We start from the raw sequence: 17234 nt of genomic DNA on the forward strand, positions 1-17234 counted from the left end.
GGCAATGCTTACCGTATTGTTGCACCAAAGAATGCCACAATCATCAGCTTTCGATGTCTTACGTTCGGTGCTCAGAGTGGTAATTCTCGGAAGGTGACAAATGGATGTTGTGTCGGACATGATTGCCTCGGCTGGCGAGGGCGCGGTCGCCTTCATAATCGGCATCGCGCAGCTGCTGACTAAATCGTCAAGCTCGCCCGGTATCGTGGCGATCATCTTCGCTCTGTTGCTGTTGATCGCATCGGCCGTGCTCGTCACAAAGACCAACCGCCAACGCCGCGCAGTGGGCGAGGTGCGCCGGGCTGTTCTGCAACACAATAGTATCGTGAGCTTTGCCGCGAACTTCGAGGAATTCAGGGCCGAGATCGCGCCGCTCGCCGAACGTGCGGGGCCCCGGCGCGATCTGTGGGAAGCATGGGACGAGTTTTCGGAGACAATCGTGCCGGATGACGTCGATGGCCAGCTTCGGCTACGCAACTCGATCAGGCCTGCAGCCTTCCTGAACGTGGAAGACCTTGGCTTCGGTCCGGGGCTGCTCCGAATCCTGCCCAACACGTTCGTTTCTCTTGGCTTGCTTTTGACCTTCCTGGGTCTTGTCGCCGCCTTGTTCGACTTCTCGCGCGCGATGGGCGAGGGGGGCGCTGCATCCGGAGTGGGTCTGGAAAACGCAATGACCACCTTCATGCAGATCGCGTCGGCGAAGTTCGTGATGTCCTTGGTCGGCCTTCTTTGTTCGATCCTTTTCAGCGTCCTTCTTCGTTGGCGGACGACCGGCGTTGACCGCGACCTCCACAAGCTCTGCCTGATGATCGAGCGTCGACTCGTCTTTGTCAGCCTCGAGGACATCGGATTCCGACAGCTCCGTGCGGCGACAGAACAGCGCGAGCATCTCCGCGAGATCGGCTTTTCCATGGTCGCGGAACTTCGCAAGCCACTCGACGCGCTGCCCGGCCAAATCACCGCGTCCATTTCCGAGCAGATGGAGCCGATCCTCCAGCGGGTCACGTCCATGGGGACGTCGAACATGGAAGGTCTGGTAGGTGATCTCTCGTCGCAGCTCACCCAATCCGTTGGTCTGGCGTTAAATCAGGCGAGCACTTCCCTGAGCGATGCCTCGGACCGCATGGGCCAGATCATTGACCGGATGAGCAGCGTCAACTCGGAAGCCGGTGCGGGACTACAGACCGCCCTCGCTCAACTTGGTGAAGCGCTATCCGAGTTGCGAAAGGATGTCGCGGCAACTGGCACGGCCGCCTCCTCGGCGATGTCGGAAGGGGCGGACAGGCTGCTGGGCGTAATGAACGAGACGCTTGAAGGGATCCGAGATAACACCGGGCGCGGAGCGCAGGCTATGAGCGCAGCAGCAGACGACCTGAAGAAAGCCGCCGAAACATTTCGCGAGGAACTGACTGCGGCGGCGACCGACGGTGCCGCCGCATTTCGCGGCCGCCTCGAAGCGACGTCCGGCGAGGCAGGTGATGCGATCGCCGGGGCCGGGCAGGCATTGCTCACGGCATTTGAAGCCACAGGACGACAGATTGCTGCCCTTGGCACCGAGATGGGTGCCTCAATCGGCGAAGACCTCCTAACTCGGCTGGATTCGGTGGGCATGCAACTTGAGGACCTCTCGGTCGCCATCGAAAGAGGCGCGTCAGAAGCCCGCCGAGCCGCAGACGGCATGTCCGACGGGGCCAAGTCCATTACCGGTGCATCCTCGAGCTTCGGTGCCGCGAGTAATAGCCTCGTTGCTGCGGCCGAGCCCCTCAGAGCCTCGCACGAGCGGATCGAGGGAAGCCTTCGCCGGATCGATGGCCATGTGCAGACGGTCTCCGACGCCATGGTGCAGAATGCGCGCCAAATCGCCGACAGCTCTCGGAACGTCCTGGCGACCGCAGAGACGGCTCTTGGCAACGAGCGGGAGGGTATCCGCCAGTCGATGGAAGCCACGCGAGCTGCCTTGCGCGACCTGTCAGATCAGGCGCGCAAGCTCGAAGAGATCGACCAACTGTTGGGCCGCGCTCTTCAAGACTACAATTCCCAACTCGAGTCCGCGCTGGGAACAGCACAAGACCATGTCATCGAGATGCGCGAGAAGCTTGCCCCCGGACTCGACACGCTGCGTGAGGTCGTCCAGCAAGCGGAGGCATTTCTGCCCGCGCAACGGCGGACGGCCTGATGCGTGCGCAGGCCCGCCAGATCGCGCACGAGGAGGAGGAGGAAAGCGCCTTCGTGTCGATGACCGACATGACGGTCGGATTCCTCTTCATCATCATGATCCTGCTTGTTTTCTTCGCGAGCCAGGTGCGCAACCAGGACGTCGTGGATCGCACCATATACGAAGACGTCGTAGTCCAACGCAACGAGTTGCGAGACTTGGCTGACGCAAGGCGCGAACGGATCATTGTCCTCGAAAAAGAACTGGCCGAGGTCACGGCCGAGCGCGACGTCCTCCGGGATGAAGTCGAGAGCTTGAAGGCGCTACTGCGAGATATGCGGGTTAAAGTCGCCAACCTCGAAAAGAAGGTTGAGGAGGCCCGCCTTCGGGAGGCCGCGCTCCGGCAAGAGATCGAAACACTGTCAGAACAGTTGTCCGAGCGGGACCAGACCATTGCCGAACTCCGGGCAGAGATCATGCGTCTTGAGGAGGAACTGCGCAAAGTCCGGACGATAGACCCGCTCGAGGCTTATCTGGCGCGAGTGGCCGATACGCGGCGCCTCGTGCTCATCCGCCTTCGCGACGCGCTTCTCCAGGACTTTCCGAATCTTCAGGTCGCGCTCAGCGAGGAGAGCGATGCGCTCCGCTTCCAGGGCGAAGGCCTGTTCGTCTCAGGCCAATCCAGCCTCGCGTCGGACAAGCAGGTCATCGTCGCCCGTGTGGCTGAGCGTCTGGACGAGATCCTGCCCTGTTTCACCATCGGAACACGCTCTGCCTTCAACGAAACGTGCAATCCGGGTTTCGTGATGATCGAGGCAGTGCAGATCGAGGGGCACACCGACGATGTCGGCACGGAATACTTCAACCGAGTGCTGTCGACTTCCCGGGCTAACAACACCTTCTTCCGAATGGCACAGGCCGCACCTGCCATCATGGAGCATCACAATCTTCAAAATCAGCCAGTGCTGTCGGTTGCAGCCTATGGGCCGGACCGGCCCATCGCCGACAATAGGACGCCGGCGGGGCGGGCCACAAATCGGCGCATCGACCTGCGATTCATCATGGTGACGCCTCAGGACAACGGCGGTATCGCGGGGATCCGGCAGGCGCTAAAGCCCGTGGGGATCGTAGACGAATGAAGGCATCCGAAGTCCTCCAGCGTTCCGCGACCCTGCATCGCCGTGCGATCCCCTCTCTTGTCGCCATCGACCGCTCGGTTGACCGCATTCTGGCGCAATGGCCCGACGTTGTGCACGAGCCCGTCGCCCGGGATCGCGAGGCCTTGGCCCGCCAGCTTCTGACCTGCGTGACGGAATGGTCGTGGGGTCGCATGAAAACCGCCCGAATTCTGTCGGCCGCGCTCGCCGTCTTCGACGAGGAGCGGCGGGATCGTCCCGATCTAGAGCCTGCCCGCGCGTTTCTGATCGCCGAGATTGCCGTCACCAAGAGCGCGGCCTTCCTTTCCGGCATGGCGCAGGTCTATCTTGACACGTTCGATGCCGTCGGACGGCACACTCTGCTGCTGGCGAGAGCCCTTGCCAAGCGGGGCCCCGAACTGACAGGGCGCATGCGCCTGCTCCTCGCCTCGCTGCCGGACGTTTTCGATCCCAGGACCGCGCCCCGATCCCTCGCTCGGAAAATGCTCACCGCCGATGATCCCTACCTCGGGGTCAAGGCGCTCGGCTTCCGGTCGCCGCACGCATCCGGGCTGACCCGGGCTGCGAACCGTCATTTCGTCAAGGATCTCGAACCGACGCTGACGACGGCAGATGCGCGCCGGAAGCTCTTCGCCTGGATCACGCCGTCCTCCGGCGTGCCGCTGCAATCGGACGCCGGGGTCGCGGTCGAAGCGCTTTTGCGGGTCTGGGCCGGTGCCCCGCCGCCAGACGACGTGCGCAACGAGATCAGTGAGGCGATCCTGTCGGCTTACAACGACCCGCGCACGCACAGCGGCGGCATCTGGTCCGGCTTCGACCAGGAACTGAAGGCCGTCTTCCTGCGCTGGCTGACCAAACAGGACATGCTGTTTTTCTGCGATATGGTGTCAGCGACCCAGGACTCTCACATGTGGCCTCCACGACGCAGATTCTGGCTGCAACTCTACGAGGAAGGACGTATCGATGAAGCTTGGGTCGCATTTGGAACCGCCGCAAGGGACTACGCGCGCCGTCGACTTCTGATCTCCGGGACATCGGACATCAATCGCCGCTTTGGTCGGCAGACCGATCGCGGGGGAAGCACATCGCTCCTCATCATGCGGATCGGCGGCAGGATCATCGTGGATGGATGCCATAGCTATCGCACGCACATCTTCCGTGCCAATGATCGTTCGGCGCCGAAGCTCTACCAGCCCGAATACCACTGCGACGCGATCATGCGACGGGCGACGAACTCCAAGTCGCACAGCTCGATTTCCGCCTGGGAACTTTGGGTTAACCAGAATGTCGGCTAGTCTCCCAACCGTGCTCGGCTCGGATGATAGAGTCGAAATCCGCCTACCCGAGCAGAAACGCGGCCTCCTCTCACGCCTGACCGGACGATCCGCGGACGATCGGTCGTTCCTGCACCTTCCCGAAGATCATCGGGACCTTCTCTTCGCCATCGGTGATCTCCGGGCGTGGGAGGATACCCATCCCGGTGAGGTCACCGTAGAGGCGGAAAGCATTCATGCCTCGCACGACGCTGTCGCCAGCCTCTCCTCGGCCTCCGCCTCGGCGCTCGGGCTTCCGCCCGACGTCCACCTGACGCTCCGGACCGATGTCGAGGGGACGCTCGGCAACCCTGACTTTCGCCTCGTCTGCGAGTGGAGCGACAGCGGCCGCCGAGTCGTTCCGCGTCGAGATGGTGCCTTCCTTAGAACCGCGTCCGGCCCACGGCGCGTTCCGCTGTGGATGAAGCGGGCTCTGGATCTGGCGGACGGCTTCGATGCCTCCCGTCCGATGGAGGATCATTGGCAGGTCCTCGCCGATTTCCGCCGCGCCCTCGATCCGGACGAAAGTGACGCCGATGTCGGCATGAGTCGGCGAACCGCCAACCTCGCCATGACTGCCTTCCTCCGCGGGCTCGAGGTGCGGATCGCGAACCAGTTTTCGATCCGGCCGGACGAGAGCCTCGGTCAGTTCGAGATCGTCCCCTTTTCGTCGCGCACCCTCCAGGATCGTGGCGTCGGCAACGACGAGGTGAGTGAGCGTGACGCCGAGCTAGAGGGCGAGCAACTGGCGGTCTTTCAGCACCGCCTCCTCCGACACGGCGCGAGGCCAGCTTACGCCCTCGGTAACAACAGCTATCTGGTCGTCGACCGGAGCAGCCAGCCTGTCCTGAATGAGATGGCCCGCGTGCAGCGGGCGGACCGGGATGAGCGGAAGGAGTTCATTCGCAACCCCCGCGCCTTCCTCACTGGCGCCATCGAACGGCATCTCGCCCACCAAGGCGCGTTCGAAGATCTCGACCGGGCCGCGCAGGAGGAACTGGTCGAGCGGACGACGGGCGCCTCGTTCATCGAGAGCCGCGAATACAGCGAGCGGGTCACCGGCAAGATCGTCTACGTCCGCCCCCCGACCGCCATCGAGGCCAGTGGAACCAGCTGGCTTCCCGAGGTCTTCGCGGAGGCCGTTGCGGCGGCCATCGAAAAGATGGATGCAACGCAGCTAGAGGCTCTGCGAAGCGAGATGATGGCGAAGCAGGCAGTCGAACCGATGGGCACCGTCCGCATCGCGGAACAGGAGGTCGAGGTGACGCCGGAGCGGATCTTCGCGGTCTCGGCCGTTTTGGCGGCCCGAACGCAGGCCGAGGACGAGAAGCCCGGGGAGGCGTCCGAGGAGGAGGAGCCGAAATCGGGCCCGATTATTCTCGACACGCTCGACAACTATGAGGGCCTGTCTTGGCATGCAAGACTGAGACCGCGGCGCCCGACCATCCATAAGAAGGTGCCCGAGACGATCCTGACGCGTCTTCGGCCGCACCAAGAGGAAAGCTTCTCATGGGCGGCGAGTGCCTGGTGCAGCGGGCTTCCGGGCATTCTCAATGCCGACGAGCAGGGCCTAGGCAAGACGCTCCAGACGATCTCCTTTCTGAGCTGGCTCAAGCAGCACATGCAGAACTCCGACGCAGCAGAGCGCGGACCCATCCTGGTGGTTGCGCCCACTTCGCTCCTTCGGACATGGGAGGGGGAGGTCGCTCGGCACGTGGCGGAGCGGAAGTTTGGCCATGTCGTCCGCCTCTATGGCTCGTCCCTCGCGGGCCAGAAGTCGGCAGGGGCGCGCGGTCGCGAGACGACCAGTGGCCTACCGGCGCTCGACCTCGATTGGCTCGACGAGGCGATCGAGGACGGGCGCGCGCATCGCTTCTGGTTCCTGACGACCTACACGACCCTCGCCAACTACCAGCACTCGCTCGGGGGCATCCGCTTCTCCGCGCTCGTTCTCGACGAGATCCAGAACATCAAGAACAAGGACACGATCGCATCCAAGGCGGTCGAGGCGATGAACGCCGACTTCCGGATCGGCCTGACCGGGACGCCGATCGAGAACACGACGATGGACCTCTGGACCATCATGGACCGGATCGCTCCGGGCAAGCTCGGCTCGGGCACCGAGTTCCGCAAACGCTACGGCACCCCGGACGAGGCGAACATGACCGAGCTCTACGCCCGCGTCTTCCGCCCGCAGGACGGACGCCCGCCACTGGCACTGCGGCGGCTGAAGGACGACGTTGCGACCGATCTGCCGACCAAGAGCCGGCTGATGCATCCGCGCCTGATGCCGCCCGCCCAGTCGGCGGCCTACGACGAGGCGCGCCTGAAGCTGGCCGAAGGGGGAGCCGGAGCCGCGCTGAAGATGTTGCACCACATCCGTTCCGTCTCGGTCCATCCCGCGCTTCACGACGTCACGGCGCCAGACGCCTTCGTCTCAATGAGCGCGCGTCTCTCGGCAGTGATGGAGATCCTCGGCGGCATCGCGGCCCGGCGGGAGCGTGCACTCGTCTTCATTGAGCATCGCGAGATGCAGTTCCGCTTCGCCGAATTGGTCCGCCACAGCTTTGGCCTAAACAGTGTCGACATCATCAACGGCGACACGCCGATTCCCAGGCGCCAGGCTATCGTCGACCGGTTCCAGCGCCTCCTCGACGAACCTGACCGCTTCGACCTCCTAGTGCTAGGTCCTAAGGCCGCGGGCACCGGACTGACTCTCACCGCAGCGACGCACGTGATCCACCTGTCGCGCTGGTGGAACCCGGCGGTGGAAGAGCAGTGCAATGATCGGGTCCATCGCCTTGGGCAGCTGCGACCGGTGACGGTCCATGTGCCCCTCGCGATCCATCCCGGCTATCGAGAACACTCCTTCGATTGCCTCCTCCAGAGCCTGATGCAGCGCAAGCGGCGGATGGCGTCGCAGGCGCTCTGGCCGATGGGCGACACCCGCGAGGATTTCGACGGACTCCGCGCCGGTCTTGAAGTTGAAGGTTCCGCCGTGGCGACGATAGGAGATGGGCACATTGTCCATGAGACGATGCTGGCCCTGTTCCGCCGTGACGGCCTTCCGGAGTCGCCCCGCGTTGCAGCAGGCGCCTATCGACTGCCTTAACTGTTGATCTCCACCCGGAACTGAGCTGGGTAGCCGAGTTCGTCGAGGATCACGAGATCCATGCGCACGAGGCCGTCAGCGATCTGGCCGTTCTTGCCCTTGTGCGACAGGTTGATAGGCGCCACCTGCAGCTTCGCGCGCTCGCCGCCGAGAAGTGCCCAATCTTCGCTCCAGTCGAACTGGAATGCCTCACCCGGTCGGAAGGCAAGCGGCACGAATGTGCCGCGTCCCGTCGTCTGGCTCTCGCGTTGCCGATCGGCCCGCCAGTCCCGGGCAAAGGCGGCAACCCGGTTGTAGGAACCGCTGAAGCCGAGCGCCACCAGATCAGAGTGGAGCTGCTTCAGCGTCCGCCGCTGCTTGCGCGACTTCGCGGCCTCCGTCTTCAGCCAGCCCGCCAGCTTCTCGGAAAAGGGGTCAAGCTTGCTCGACCGTTCCGGCGTGGCGAACTTCGGCTCGATCGTGCCCGCTTTCAGATACTTCCGGATCGTGTTCCGCGACAGCCCGGTGCGCCGCGAAATCTCACGGATCGGCAACTTCTCCCGCAACGCCATGCGTCGGATGATGTTCAAAAGTCCCATGTGGATCACTCCGTTGTCCCCCGTGGCGCAGTGCCGTGGGGGAAGGGTCACATGGGTCAAATCTCAATGGAAATCAGGCGCTCACCCGGGTCACTTCTCACTGGAAATCAACAGTCGGGCACCATCCAACTCAAAAAGCGACAGAATCGGGCATCCAAACCGTTCATCCGATCAGTGCGCGGCTCCCTAAGTCAGTTCCGCACCTACCGGGTTCTCGAGCGCAGATCTCCTGTAGGAGGTTTGCTTGTTCCTTTTTTTGAGCTCGGTCCTAAAATCATCGAGCACCTTCAGGTCTGATTCCATATCGTCTGGGGACGGCTGTGGAATGTCTCTACCCGCAGACATGTCGTGGCCTGATCGTTCGGACGCTCGCTTCATCGCGAAGAAGATGATCCGGTAGTCTTCGTCGGTGACCGTAACTTCTTTCAATCGACCCGTCATCACGTCCGGCACGAACCTCACCACGGTCTTCGCAAGGACGAGCTCCTCTACGGCCCGCTCCCACGATTCGCGTAGGTCCGAGTAAAAGTCCTTTGCTTGCCGCCGGTATTTGTCTGTGTCGAAGTCCGTTTCGGACTTGAGCTCCTTGGCGCGTTTCCGTAACGCCTCGATCCGGGCGTTCAGGTCGGCGACCCACGGCTCGCTGTTCTCGCGGATCACGCCGAATCCCTCGGACTGGGTCTTGGCCACGACCGACTTGATCAGAGGCGCAGCGTCCCCGGTGCGAGCTGCCTCCGACACCACCTCGTTGAAGAACACCAGATTGTGGGTGAAGATGATTACCTGCCGCCCTTTCTTCGCCTCCGCTACGAGACGTTGGGCGACCTTGCGAATGCGCAGGTGATCGAGCGAGCACACCGGGTCGTCAATGATGATACCGTAGCGCGGGTCATAGCCTCCGATCTCGGCGAGGTAGCAGGCGAGCGCCAGCGCTCGCTGCTCACCCTCAGAAAGGACCTGGTTGTTCTTCACGGCACCGGCGCCGCGAAGTCCCACCGAGAACAGGCTCTTGCCGCCCGAACTCGAATCGCTGACCTTAAACGGGAGGTGGTTCAGATCGAGCGAGCTGATTTCCTCGGCTATTCGGCGCTCCAGTTCCTCGGTCACGAGTTGTTTGCGGAGTGCGGTGATTTGCGCCGAGATCAAACGAGTCGCCACTTGTGCCTGGCAGCTCGCAAGCGATCTTTGCTCCACGACGTCCCGAAGACGCTGAAGGACCGTTTCAAGGTCGTGCGCGAGCTTCGCCCGGTCCTTGAGTTCGGCGAGCCTCGCCCGCATGGAATCCAGCGCTTCGGTGTGGGAGGCGCTTCGCTGGAGCAACGTGGCCTCCTCTTCTAGGCGAGCGAGTTCGGCGGACAACGTCGCGATGATCGCGGCGACATCCGGGGCGGGCGCCGGGTCCGCCATCTCATCCAGCAGAGCGGCTCGCCTTGCCTCGAATTCGCGCAAGATCCTGATGATCTTAGCTACGGTGTCCGCACGCTCGGCGTCGAGTTGGCCGTAAGCGGCTAGGCTCTCCTCCACCACCACAACCTCGGGCACTTCGACCTGCTCGACTTGTGCAAGAAGCGTCTGAAGGTCTTTGCGCGCAGCGTCCGCGCGCTTTGTGGCCTCACCACTCACAAAGTCGTTGAAACGCGCTAGTCGGGCGGCGCCAGACGAGGTAAGCGGCTCGAGACACAGGAGGCAGCGGTCGCCGGTCGTCTCCGGCAGACGCTCGGGCGCTGACACCGCTCCGGCGGCCGCGAACTTGCGCGCTGCCTCGAACAGGATGCGCCACGCCGGGCTGCCAACATTCGCGACGGGTTCGTCCGCAAAGCTGGCGGATGCCGCGATCCTTTCAGCCTCCACAGCCTGGACGAGTTCCCGCCGTGCGGATGCGATCGCCTCGCCAACAGTTTTCGAAAGCCCATTTCGAAGGCCTTTCAGCACTTCGCACACACGCTTCAGCACTAAGACGGCGCGGCGGCGCGTCGCCGCCAAGGCGACAGGATCGGCGGCGAGTTCTGCCTCCAATCGGGCTAGTTCCTCCATTTCCGTCTTCGAAAGTTCAGATAGCTTGCGAAGTTCGTCCTCGGTCGGCAGCGAAGGATCCTTTGGGTCAAGTTTGGCCAGCGTCAATGAGACGGTGCTACCTGAGGTGTAGCCCGTGGGGAGCGGGACGCGCAGCCGCGATGCGAGGTTCTTCGCTTCTCCGGAGAATTTCTCGGCCATCCTCTGGCACAGTTCGCCATGGTGCTCTAGGAGCGCGATTTCGCGTGGAAGATAGGCGATCCTGTTCTCGCCATCGACGTAGAGTCGGGCATTGTGACTGTCGAAAACTGAGATCTGGCGCAGCTGCGAGGGTGCGGGGGTTGCGGGATCCCATTCTATGTCGGTCACCGCATCGTCGCCGACCTTGTAGCGCACCTGCACCCGCATCGGCCCGCCGGTGGCGTCGAAGACGTTCCCCCGCAGCTGGTCCGCGGTGAGACTGCGGCACAGCCGCTTGGCAATCCGTGTGTATCCGCTCTTCCCACTCCCGTTCTCTCCATACACCAGTGTGATACCCACTGCAGCCATGCGCAGCTTCTGGCCACCGGCGAGACGGTCGATGTTCTGCACTGGACCGAGCTGCACCAGCACGGTTCGCCGCGTCTCCCCAAATCCGCCTCCGATATGTGAGGTATCGATGGGAATTACGGGGTGAACGCACGAGTCAGCCCTAGCCGCGGCACGCACGTTGTCGAGGATGCAGTCGGCATCCGCCTGCTCAACTGAATAATCCTCCGTGATGGCGATCCGCCGCAGGCTGTCTTTAACCCAGTCGGGCTGTTCTGCGGCCCAACCTAACAGATCTTTGGCCATTTTATCTCTCCTGTAAGGCGAGAATGCTTTCGTCTGTAGACGGACGCAAGAGGGGGGCCAGGGGCCGTGCGGTGAAAGTCTTCGTGCCGCGTGCCGCGCCCATTGAATGGTCAGTTCGAGAGCGGCGTCGATGAGCTTTCCTCAACTGGCGTCAGTCACGCAGCTTCGATTTTTTCTATGCCACCTGATCTGGCTGGCTATGACGTCGGAACTGATGTCTTGCCCTACACAAGCTGCTTCCACCATGATTGAGCCGACAAGAGCGAAAAGCCGTCACGATCCAGTTGCCTCATCTCCGAGCAGCCGGCATGGCGCGCCCGAAAGGAAGCTCGCCCAGTCCTCCATCATGGCCCGCCGCTTCTCCAGCATGTCACTGCGACGATAGGCGCGTTCGACGTCACTTCCCATCTCGTGAGCCAGAGCGATCTCAGCCATCTCCCGAGGGTAATCAGTGCGTTCGGCCGCCCAATCCCGGAAAGTGGACCGTAAACCGTGAGGCACAGCGGGACGCTTCGACGCCTGATCGACAAAACCTCGGCGGCCGCGATCAACCTCGGATTGATGTATTCGCTTCATCACCGCAGCCATGGTTGCATCCGACATTACCCCCATCCTTGGCGAAGGGAAGATCAGCTGGCAGTCCTTGAACCGCGGCATGTCCCGCAGGAGATGCAATGAGACCGATGATAGTGGCACCCGGTGGGAAGACTTCATCTTCATGTGCTCCGCCGGGATCTGCCAGATCGCCCCATCGAAGGATATCTCGTCCCATTGAGCCATCCGGATCTCTTGTGACCGGGAGGCGTTCAGAGCGAGAAAGGCCAAGGCCCTGGCGGCGATGCCCTCGCGGGTCATCAGGATCGTGAACCAGTGTGTGACCGCGTCGATGTGCACGGCTGGATGATTCACTACCTTCTTGACCTTGCCAGCAGTGGGCAGCATCTGCTGGAGGCTCGCCTTCCACAGAGCCGGATTCTGTCCGCTGCGATGCCCCATGGCCGCAGCCCAGTCTAGAACACGTTCCATCCTCTGACGGACCCGTGTGGCGGTCTCGGTCTTGGTGGTCCATATCGGGGTGAGGACGGCCAGCACGTCATCGACGGTGATGTGTTCGACAGCCTTCTTGCCGATGATGGGGTAGGCGTAGGTCGTTAAGGTCGACCGCCACTGCGCCCGGTGTTTGGCGTTGCTGAGCTCTCTCTCGAGTTTGTCCGTGTAGTAACGCTCAAACGCTTCGGCGAAGGTGAGGCCTTGGCGACGTTCGGCGATGGCTGCAGCCTTGGCCTCTTTTCGCTCAAGGACCGGGTCCGACCCGCCAGCGATCTTCTTGCGCATTTCACGGGCAAGTTCACGGGCTTCTGCAAGAGAGACATCGTTCAACGATCCAAGTCCAATATGCTGGCGATTGCCGTTGACCATCGCCCTCAAGATCCATGATCGTGCCCCGGTGTCGGTGATGTTGAGATAGAGACCCTGAACGCCACCGACCGCGTGCCGCCCTGGTTTGGAGAGACGCTTGACCTCGAGTGCCTTCATCTCCCCAGCCCTCTTAGGCATTCTTTGCCACCATCATTGCCACCATAAAACTCGCTCTCGTCTACCTTGGGAGGCAAGCGCCTGCAACTGGCAAGCAGATAAGTTTCAATGAAATAGTGGATTAGCGCGTCTGATTGCTTCGCAGTCCGTCCCCATCACACTTCCAGAAGGCGGACTGTCTGTCCGCCACATTCAAACGCCGAACCCGTCCAAGAGCCCCGATCAGGGCCTTTCTTCTTTGTGTTTCAAGGGGAGTTGGCAGGGCTATCCGCCCTTCGGAGACCGGGCGCCTGACGCAGAACGGGTCTCCGAATGGCTCTCGCGCGCCGATACCGGTCTGTTCCCGCACGCGGTCGGCGGGGGCGATGTCGGTGTCGCGGACCGAGCCGAAATCGAGCAGGTTGGGCTGGATCTGAACAGCCGCTCGAGGTTCGCCCCGCCGCCGCGACCCGTCAGGCGGTCCGTCTCGGGCAGGGAACGAGAGCGTTCCGCCACCTACACCTGATGGGCTGCTGCGGCGTGACCGTCTTCTTCAATGTGCCGATCAACGAGGCTTTGGAGGGTTTGAACCTCTCCGACGACGCGACCCGCGCCCGTTGGACAGGCACCTGTCTGCCGCGCTGGACCTTCTGGAACACAGTTCGGACGCTGGCCTGCGGGGTGCCCGCACTCCTTCCGCTCTTCGGATTGCCGTGGATGACCCGTCCGCAGACTGCCGCGTTTCAGGTCGGCGCCCGCTGAAGCAGCAGCCGCAGGCAGAAGGCGGTTTCGGCCAGGATGGTCGCGCCGTAGGCCGGCGCAAAGGCAGCCGAGAGGTCCGGCGCGAAGAACCGCAGCGCGCTGCCCGTGAGATAGACCAGACCGGCCGCTCCGAGACCAAGGCCGAAGGCGCGCGCGAAGACCCCCGAACGCCAGACGAGCATTCCCATGATCAGGCTGTTCACGCCGAAGAAGACGAGGCCGAGGTCATACCCATGACCGTGCAGATCGAGGAAGACCAGTGCCAGTGCCTCTGCATCGGCAACCGCGGTGCCCCCCGAGATCAGGAGCCACGCGGCCTGCATGGCCATGAGGTTTGCGGCGATCAGCACGGTCTGGATCAGGCGGAACACCATGGCGGTCAGGGCAAGCCCCGGTGCGACCGATCGAAAGACCAGGTAGAGCAGGATCGACAGCCCGGCATCGCAAAGCGCCATGATCAGGTCGGCGGCGATGGCCAGGCGAAACCGACCTGATGCGGCAAGGATGGCCTTCGCCGTTCCTTCGGCATCCGCGAGGTCGATCAGCTGGCCGCGCAGGACAAGTTCCGCCTTCAATCCGGCAACGATGATGATGAGGTAGAACAGGCCGGCAAGTCGGATCCGGCGCACGAGGCCCGGGGAAACGGCAAGGTCGGTCATGGTTTCGGTCCTTCGGGCAGTGCGTCGGGCGGACGTGTCCGCGGTCAGTTCGCCTTGGGGGCGGCGGCCGAGCCGGCCAGCAACCCGCCGTCGACGCTCAGTTCCGTCCCGGTCATGTAGGCGGCCTCGTCCGAGGCGAGCAGGATCGCAATGGCGGCGACCTCTTCGACCGTGCCGAACCGGCGCATCGGAGTGTCGGCCACGAATGCGGCCATGCGGGCCTCTCTGTCCGGCCCGTCGCCCAGCATCGGCTCCCACATGGGCGTCAGGATCGCTGCCGGGTGGATCGAGTTGCAGCGGATCTTCAGCCCCTCCTCGGCGCAATACAGCGCGACCGACTTGGTGTGATTGCGCACGGCGGCCTTGGACGACGCATAGGCCGCCGCCGCGGGAACCCCCACGAGGCCGGAACGGGACGAGATATTGATGATCGACCCGTTGCCCTTGGCGCGCATCGCCCCGATCGCGTAGCGGCAACCGAGAAAGGTGCCGTCGAGATTGACGGTATGCACGGCACGCCAATCCGCCAGAGACGCGTGTTCGGGATCGTGCGGGCGCATGGCCTCCTCGAAGCCCGTGATCCCGGCATTGTTGACCAGGACATCGCAGGCGGGCCACGCCTCGGCCAGCGCGGCCCAGTCGGGTTCGGACGCTACATCGAGGCGCCGGTGATGCCCCCCGATCTCACGGGCGACATCGGCGGCGCTGCCTTCGTCCTTGTCGGTGACGACGACGGTGGCTCCTTCCCGGGCGAAGGCACGCGCGATCGCGGCGCCGATGCCGCGGCCACCGCCCGTCACGATGCAGGTCTTGTCATTCAGTCGAGACATGGCTCTCCTTTCGATCCGGGCCGCGGAGACTGCGTGGAGACATCATACCTTCGTGCCGATCCACGGTGACCTGCGACGGCTGCAGAAAGTCCGGCGCTTCGTCAGGTTCCTCTGCGAGAGCCTGAGCCTGTCCCGGGCGGGACCTGCACCGGATGATTGACGTCCTTCACCTGAAAACGCTCATGATCTCGTCCAGGGGCTTCTTGATCTTGGCCGCCGCGGGCACGGTTGCATGGTCTGCCGGATACCCCACGGGAAGGATCATCACCGGCTTCTCGTGGCCGGGCCGGTTGCAGAAACCCGTGAGGAACTTCATCGGATTGGGCGTGTGCGTGAGGCAGACCAGGCCTGCGTGATGCAAGGCGGTGATGAGAATTCCGGTGGCGATGCCGACGCTCTCCGGCACGTAGTAGTGCTTGAAGGTGGTGCCGTCCTCCGCCACGCCGTGGCGCTGCGCGAAGACGACGATCAGCCAGGGCGCGTCGGTCAGGTGCGGCTTTTCGGCGGATGTCCCAATCGGTTCGAGCGCCGCCAGCCAACGATCTCCGGCACCCCCGCCGTAGAAGGCCCGCTCCTCCTCTTCCGCCGCCGCGCGGATGCGCGCCTTCATGGCCGGATCCGAGATCGCGACGAAGTGCCAGGGCTGGTGGTTGGCGCCGGACGGGGCGGTCCCCGCCGCCGCGATGGCCTCGACGATGATCTCTTCCGGCACCGGCCGCGGGGCGTAGTCGCGGACCGAGTGGCGTTTGGTCATGTAGTCGCGGAAGCTCCGGGCCGCCGCGAGCGCCTGTTCTTCCGGCATCTGGACCCGGTCCGGCAGGGACAGTGGCCTGTATCCGTCAAGGTCTTCCTTCAGCATGTCTTCTTCCCTCCCACAGGACTTCCTTCACGGGATATTCCAATCCTGCGCGTCCATGCCATACCCGCTTGCGGCGTGGTCACCAAGGATGCCCGCCCTGGCATCACCGGCGCCGCATCGCGTCAGGCGGCCTCGTAGCTCGAAAAGACCTCCGTGCTGCCGTCCTTGCGGATCAGGAAGACCTCGTAGGCCTCGCGCGCGTCTTCCGGGCCCATGCCGGGCGATCCGTAGGGCATGCCGGGCACGGCGAGGCCCACGGCATCGGGACGTTCCGACAGGAGCCTGCGGATGTCGGCCGTCGGCACGTGCCCTTCGATCATGTAGCCCTCGATCCTGCCGGTATGGCAGGAGGTCATCTCCTGCGGGATTCCGTTGTCGAGCTTGTACTGCATCAGCAGCGTGCCGAGGCTGTGCTCGGTCGTGACGGAGGAGCCGTCGCGGCGCAGCACGTCGATCCAGGCGGTGCAGCATCCGCAGTTCGGATCCTTCACGACGTGGATCGCAGGCCCCCTCCCGGCCGCGCCCGCAAGCGGGACGAAGGCGGCGAGGCTTGCGGTGGCGGCCAGCAGGCCGCGGCGGGTCAGTCTCATCGGTATCTCCTTCCAGGGGGTCGCGGATGCGCTTTCGGGCACAGCATCCGATATAACGCTTCCGGAATCATCTTCCACGCCCGTCGCGGGGGCGGGGCGGTGGACCGGCGGGCGCAGGGCGTCGATCGTGACCCGCACGGCGGCGCCGGTATCGGCGAAGATGGGGATCCGGTCATCGGCGCCATGATCGCGTGGAAACGGTCGCCGAGGTTCGCTTCAGGACAGACCGAGATCGCGCGCCTTCAGCGCGGCTTCGACGCGGTTTCGCACCTGCAGCTTCTGCAGGATGTTGGTCATGTGGTGCTTGATCGTCTTTTCCTGCAATTCGAGCGCGCGAGCGATCTCCTTGTTGCTCCGGCCCATGGCGACATGCCGCAGGATCTCCGCCTCGCGCTCGGACAGGTCCTCGACCTCCGGCGGCAGGGGCGCGTTGCGCCGGTCCTGCAGGGCCGCCAAGACGCGCCCGGCCAGGGCGGGCGGGACGTAGGACGCGCCGTCAGCCACGCCCTGCAGGATGCCGGTCAGCTCGTCGGCGCCGACTCCCTTCAGGGCATAGCCCCGCGCGCCGGCCTTCAGCGCGGCAAGAAGGTCCTCGTCTGCTTCCGAGGCGGTCAGCATGACGATGGCCACGGCGGGGAAGCGGCGCGCGATCTCGGCGGCGGCGGTCAGGCCCGATCCCGGCATCGAGACGTCGAGCAGGATGACGTCGGGCATATGCACCTCGACGGCGGCGATGGCCTCCTGCGCCGTGCCCGCCTGCGCCAGGACCTTGAAGCCGCCGTGTTCCTGCAGGGTCAGGACGACGCCGCCGCGAAACAGCGGATGATCGTCCGCGACGACGATATGCACCATGCCGG

Annotated in this window: 12 protein-coding genes and 1 pseudogene; 5 read left to right on the plus strand and 8 right to left on the minus strand. The window is 63.7% G+C overall.

What is annotated here, in order from left to right; genetic code table 11:
* The first annotated feature begins 100 nt into the window (after window positions 1-100).
* Genes A7B20_RS04700 through A7B20_RS04715 form a run of 4 tightly spaced genes read left to right on the plus strand, consistent with a single transcriptional unit; the run spans window position 101 to window position 7737 of the window.
* The gene (locus tag A7B20_RS04700) at window positions 101-2176 is read left to right on the plus strand and encodes a hypothetical protein (protein ID WP_102107404.1); all 2076 of its coding nucleotides are present in this window, start codon (window positions 101-103) and stop codon (window positions 2174-2176) included.
* Window positions 2176-3294 (plus strand): OmpA family protein, encoded by a 1119-nt coding sequence (locus A7B20_RS21170; RefSeq protein ID WP_157937598.1) that lies wholly within the window; start codon window positions 2176-2178, stop codon window positions 3292-3294. The genes A7B20_RS04700 and A7B20_RS21170 overlap by 1 nt, the downstream gene beginning before the upstream one ends.
* A complete protein-coding gene (locus tag A7B20_RS04710; RefSeq protein ID WP_102107405.1) occupies window positions 3291-4607 on the plus strand; it encodes an EH signature domain-containing protein in 1317 nt (438 codons plus the stop codon). Before A7B20_RS21170 ends, A7B20_RS04710 begins: the two co-directional genes overlap by 4 nt.
* Window positions 4597-7737: a DEAD/DEAH box helicase gene (locus A7B20_RS04715; RefSeq protein WP_102107406.1), complete on the plus strand. Its 3141-nt coding sequence runs from the start codon at window positions 4597-4599 to the stop codon at window positions 7735-7737. Before A7B20_RS04710 ends, A7B20_RS04715 begins: the two co-directional genes overlap by 11 nt.
* A gap of 101 nt (window positions 7738-7838) precedes the next feature.
* Here the strand turns inward: A7B20_RS04715 and A7B20_RS04720 are convergent.
* The 3 genes and pseudogenes from A7B20_RS04720 to A7B20_RS04730 all read right to left on the minus strand — a co-directional run.
* Window positions 7839-8315: pseudogene (locus tag A7B20_RS04720) on the minus strand (IS21 family transposase); the annotation flags it as partial.
* Window positions 8316-8501: 186 nt separating this feature from the next.
* Window positions 8502-11162, minus strand: a complete 2661-nt coding sequence (locus A7B20_RS04725) for an AAA family ATPase (protein WP_102107407.1) — start codon at window positions 11160-11162, stop codon at window positions 8502-8504.
* 273 nt (window positions 11163-11435) lie between these two features.
* Window positions 11436-12698, minus strand: a complete 1263-nt coding sequence (locus A7B20_RS04730; RefSeq protein WP_245866550.1) for a tyrosine-type recombinase/integrase — start codon at window positions 12696-12698, stop codon at window positions 11436-11438.
* 504 nt (window positions 12699-13202) lie between these two features.
* On the opposite strand from A7B20_RS04730, the gene A7B20_RS04740 reads away from it, so the two are divergent.
* Window positions 13203-13439 carry an anthrone oxygenase family protein gene (locus A7B20_RS04740; protein WP_102107409.1) on the plus strand — a complete coding sequence of 79 codons (237 nt, stop codon included), beginning with the start codon at window positions 13203-13205 and terminating at the stop codon, window positions 13437-13439.
* Here A7B20_RS04740 and A7B20_RS04745 read toward each other — a convergent pair.
* From A7B20_RS04745 to A7B20_RS04765, 5 genes are all read right to left on the minus strand, one after another.
* Window positions 13421-14098 carry a DUF4386 domain-containing protein gene (locus A7B20_RS04745; RefSeq protein ID WP_102107410.1) on the minus strand — a complete coding sequence of 226 codons (678 nt, stop codon included), beginning with the start codon at window positions 14096-14098 and terminating at the stop codon, window positions 13421-13423. The genes A7B20_RS04740 and A7B20_RS04745 overlap by 19 nt on opposite strands.
* A gap of 44 nt (window positions 14099-14142) precedes the next feature.
* Entirely contained in the window at window positions 14143-14928 is a 786-nt protein-coding gene (locus tag A7B20_RS04750) for an SDR family oxidoreductase (protein ID WP_102107411.1), read from the minus strand.
* A 166-nt stretch (window positions 14929-15094) separates the two neighbouring features.
* Window positions 15095-15787, minus strand: coding sequence for a nitroreductase family protein (locus A7B20_RS04755; RefSeq protein WP_102107412.1), 693 nt, complete (start codon window positions 15785-15787; stop codon window positions 15095-15097).
* A gap of 122 nt (window positions 15788-15909) precedes the next feature.
* Entirely contained in the window at window positions 15910-16377 is a 468-nt protein-coding gene (locus A7B20_RS04760) for a DUF411 domain-containing protein (RefSeq protein ID WP_102107413.1), read from the minus strand.
* A 216-nt stretch (window positions 16378-16593) separates the two neighbouring features.
* Window positions 16594-17229 (minus strand): response regulator, encoded by a 636-nt coding sequence (locus A7B20_RS04765; protein ID WP_216641171.1) that lies wholly within the window; start codon window positions 17227-17229, stop codon window positions 16594-16596.
* Between the last annotated feature and the right edge of the window lie 5 nt (window positions 17230-17234).

Source organism: Oceaniglobus roseus (assembly GCF_002869745.1).
Classification (GTDB): domain Bacteria; phylum Pseudomonadota; class Alphaproteobacteria; order Rhodobacterales; family Rhodobacteraceae; genus Oceaniglobus; species Oceaniglobus roseus.

Bases quoted from the DNA above. Each gene is read 5' to 3' on its own strand.
- A7B20_RS04725 (WP_102107407.1), bottom strand. From the start codon at position 11,162: ATGGCCAAAGATCTGTTAGGTTGGGCCGCAGAACAGCCCGACTGGGTT.
- A7B20_RS04750 (WP_102107411.1), bottom strand. From the start codon at position 14,928: ATGTCTCGACTGAATGACAAGACCTGCATCGTGACGGGCGGTGGCCGC.
- A7B20_RS04745 (WP_102107410.1), bottom strand. From the start codon at position 14,098: ATGACCGACCTTGCCGTTTCCCCGGGCCTCGTGCGCCGGATCCGACTT.
- A7B20_RS21170 (WP_157937598.1), top strand. From the start codon at position 2,176: ATGCGTGCGCAGGCCCGCCAGATCGCGCACGAGGAGGAGGAGGAAAGC.
- A7B20_RS04765 (WP_216641171.1), bottom strand. From the start codon at position 17,229: ATGGTGCATATCGTCGTCGCGGACGATCATCCGCTGTTTCGCGGCGGC.
- A7B20_RS04755 (WP_102107412.1), bottom strand. From the start codon at position 15,787: ATGCTGAAGGAAGACCTTGACGGATACAGGCCACTGTCCCTGCCGGAC.
- A7B20_RS04715 (WP_102107406.1), top strand. From the start codon at position 4,597: ATGTCGGCTAGTCTCCCAACCGTGCTCGGCTCGGATGATAGAGTCGAA.
- A7B20_RS04760 (WP_102107413.1), bottom strand. From the start codon at position 16,377: ATGAGACTGACCCGCCGCGGCCTGCTGGCCGCCACCGCAAGCCTCGCC.
- A7B20_RS04730 (WP_245866550.1), bottom strand. From the start codon at position 12,698: ATGAAGGCACTCGAGGTCAAGCGTCTCTCCAAACCAGGGCGGCACGCG.
- A7B20_RS04710 (WP_102107405.1), top strand. From the start codon at position 3,291: ATGAAGGCATCCGAAGTCCTCCAGCGTTCCGCGACCCTGCATCGCCGT.
- A7B20_RS04740 (WP_102107409.1), top strand. From the start codon at position 13,203: ATGGGCTGCTGCGGCGTGACCGTCTTCTTCAATGTGCCGATCAACGAG.
- A7B20_RS04700 (WP_102107404.1), top strand. From the start codon at position 101: ATGGATGTTGTGTCGGACATGATTGCCTCGGCTGGCGAGGGCGCGGTC.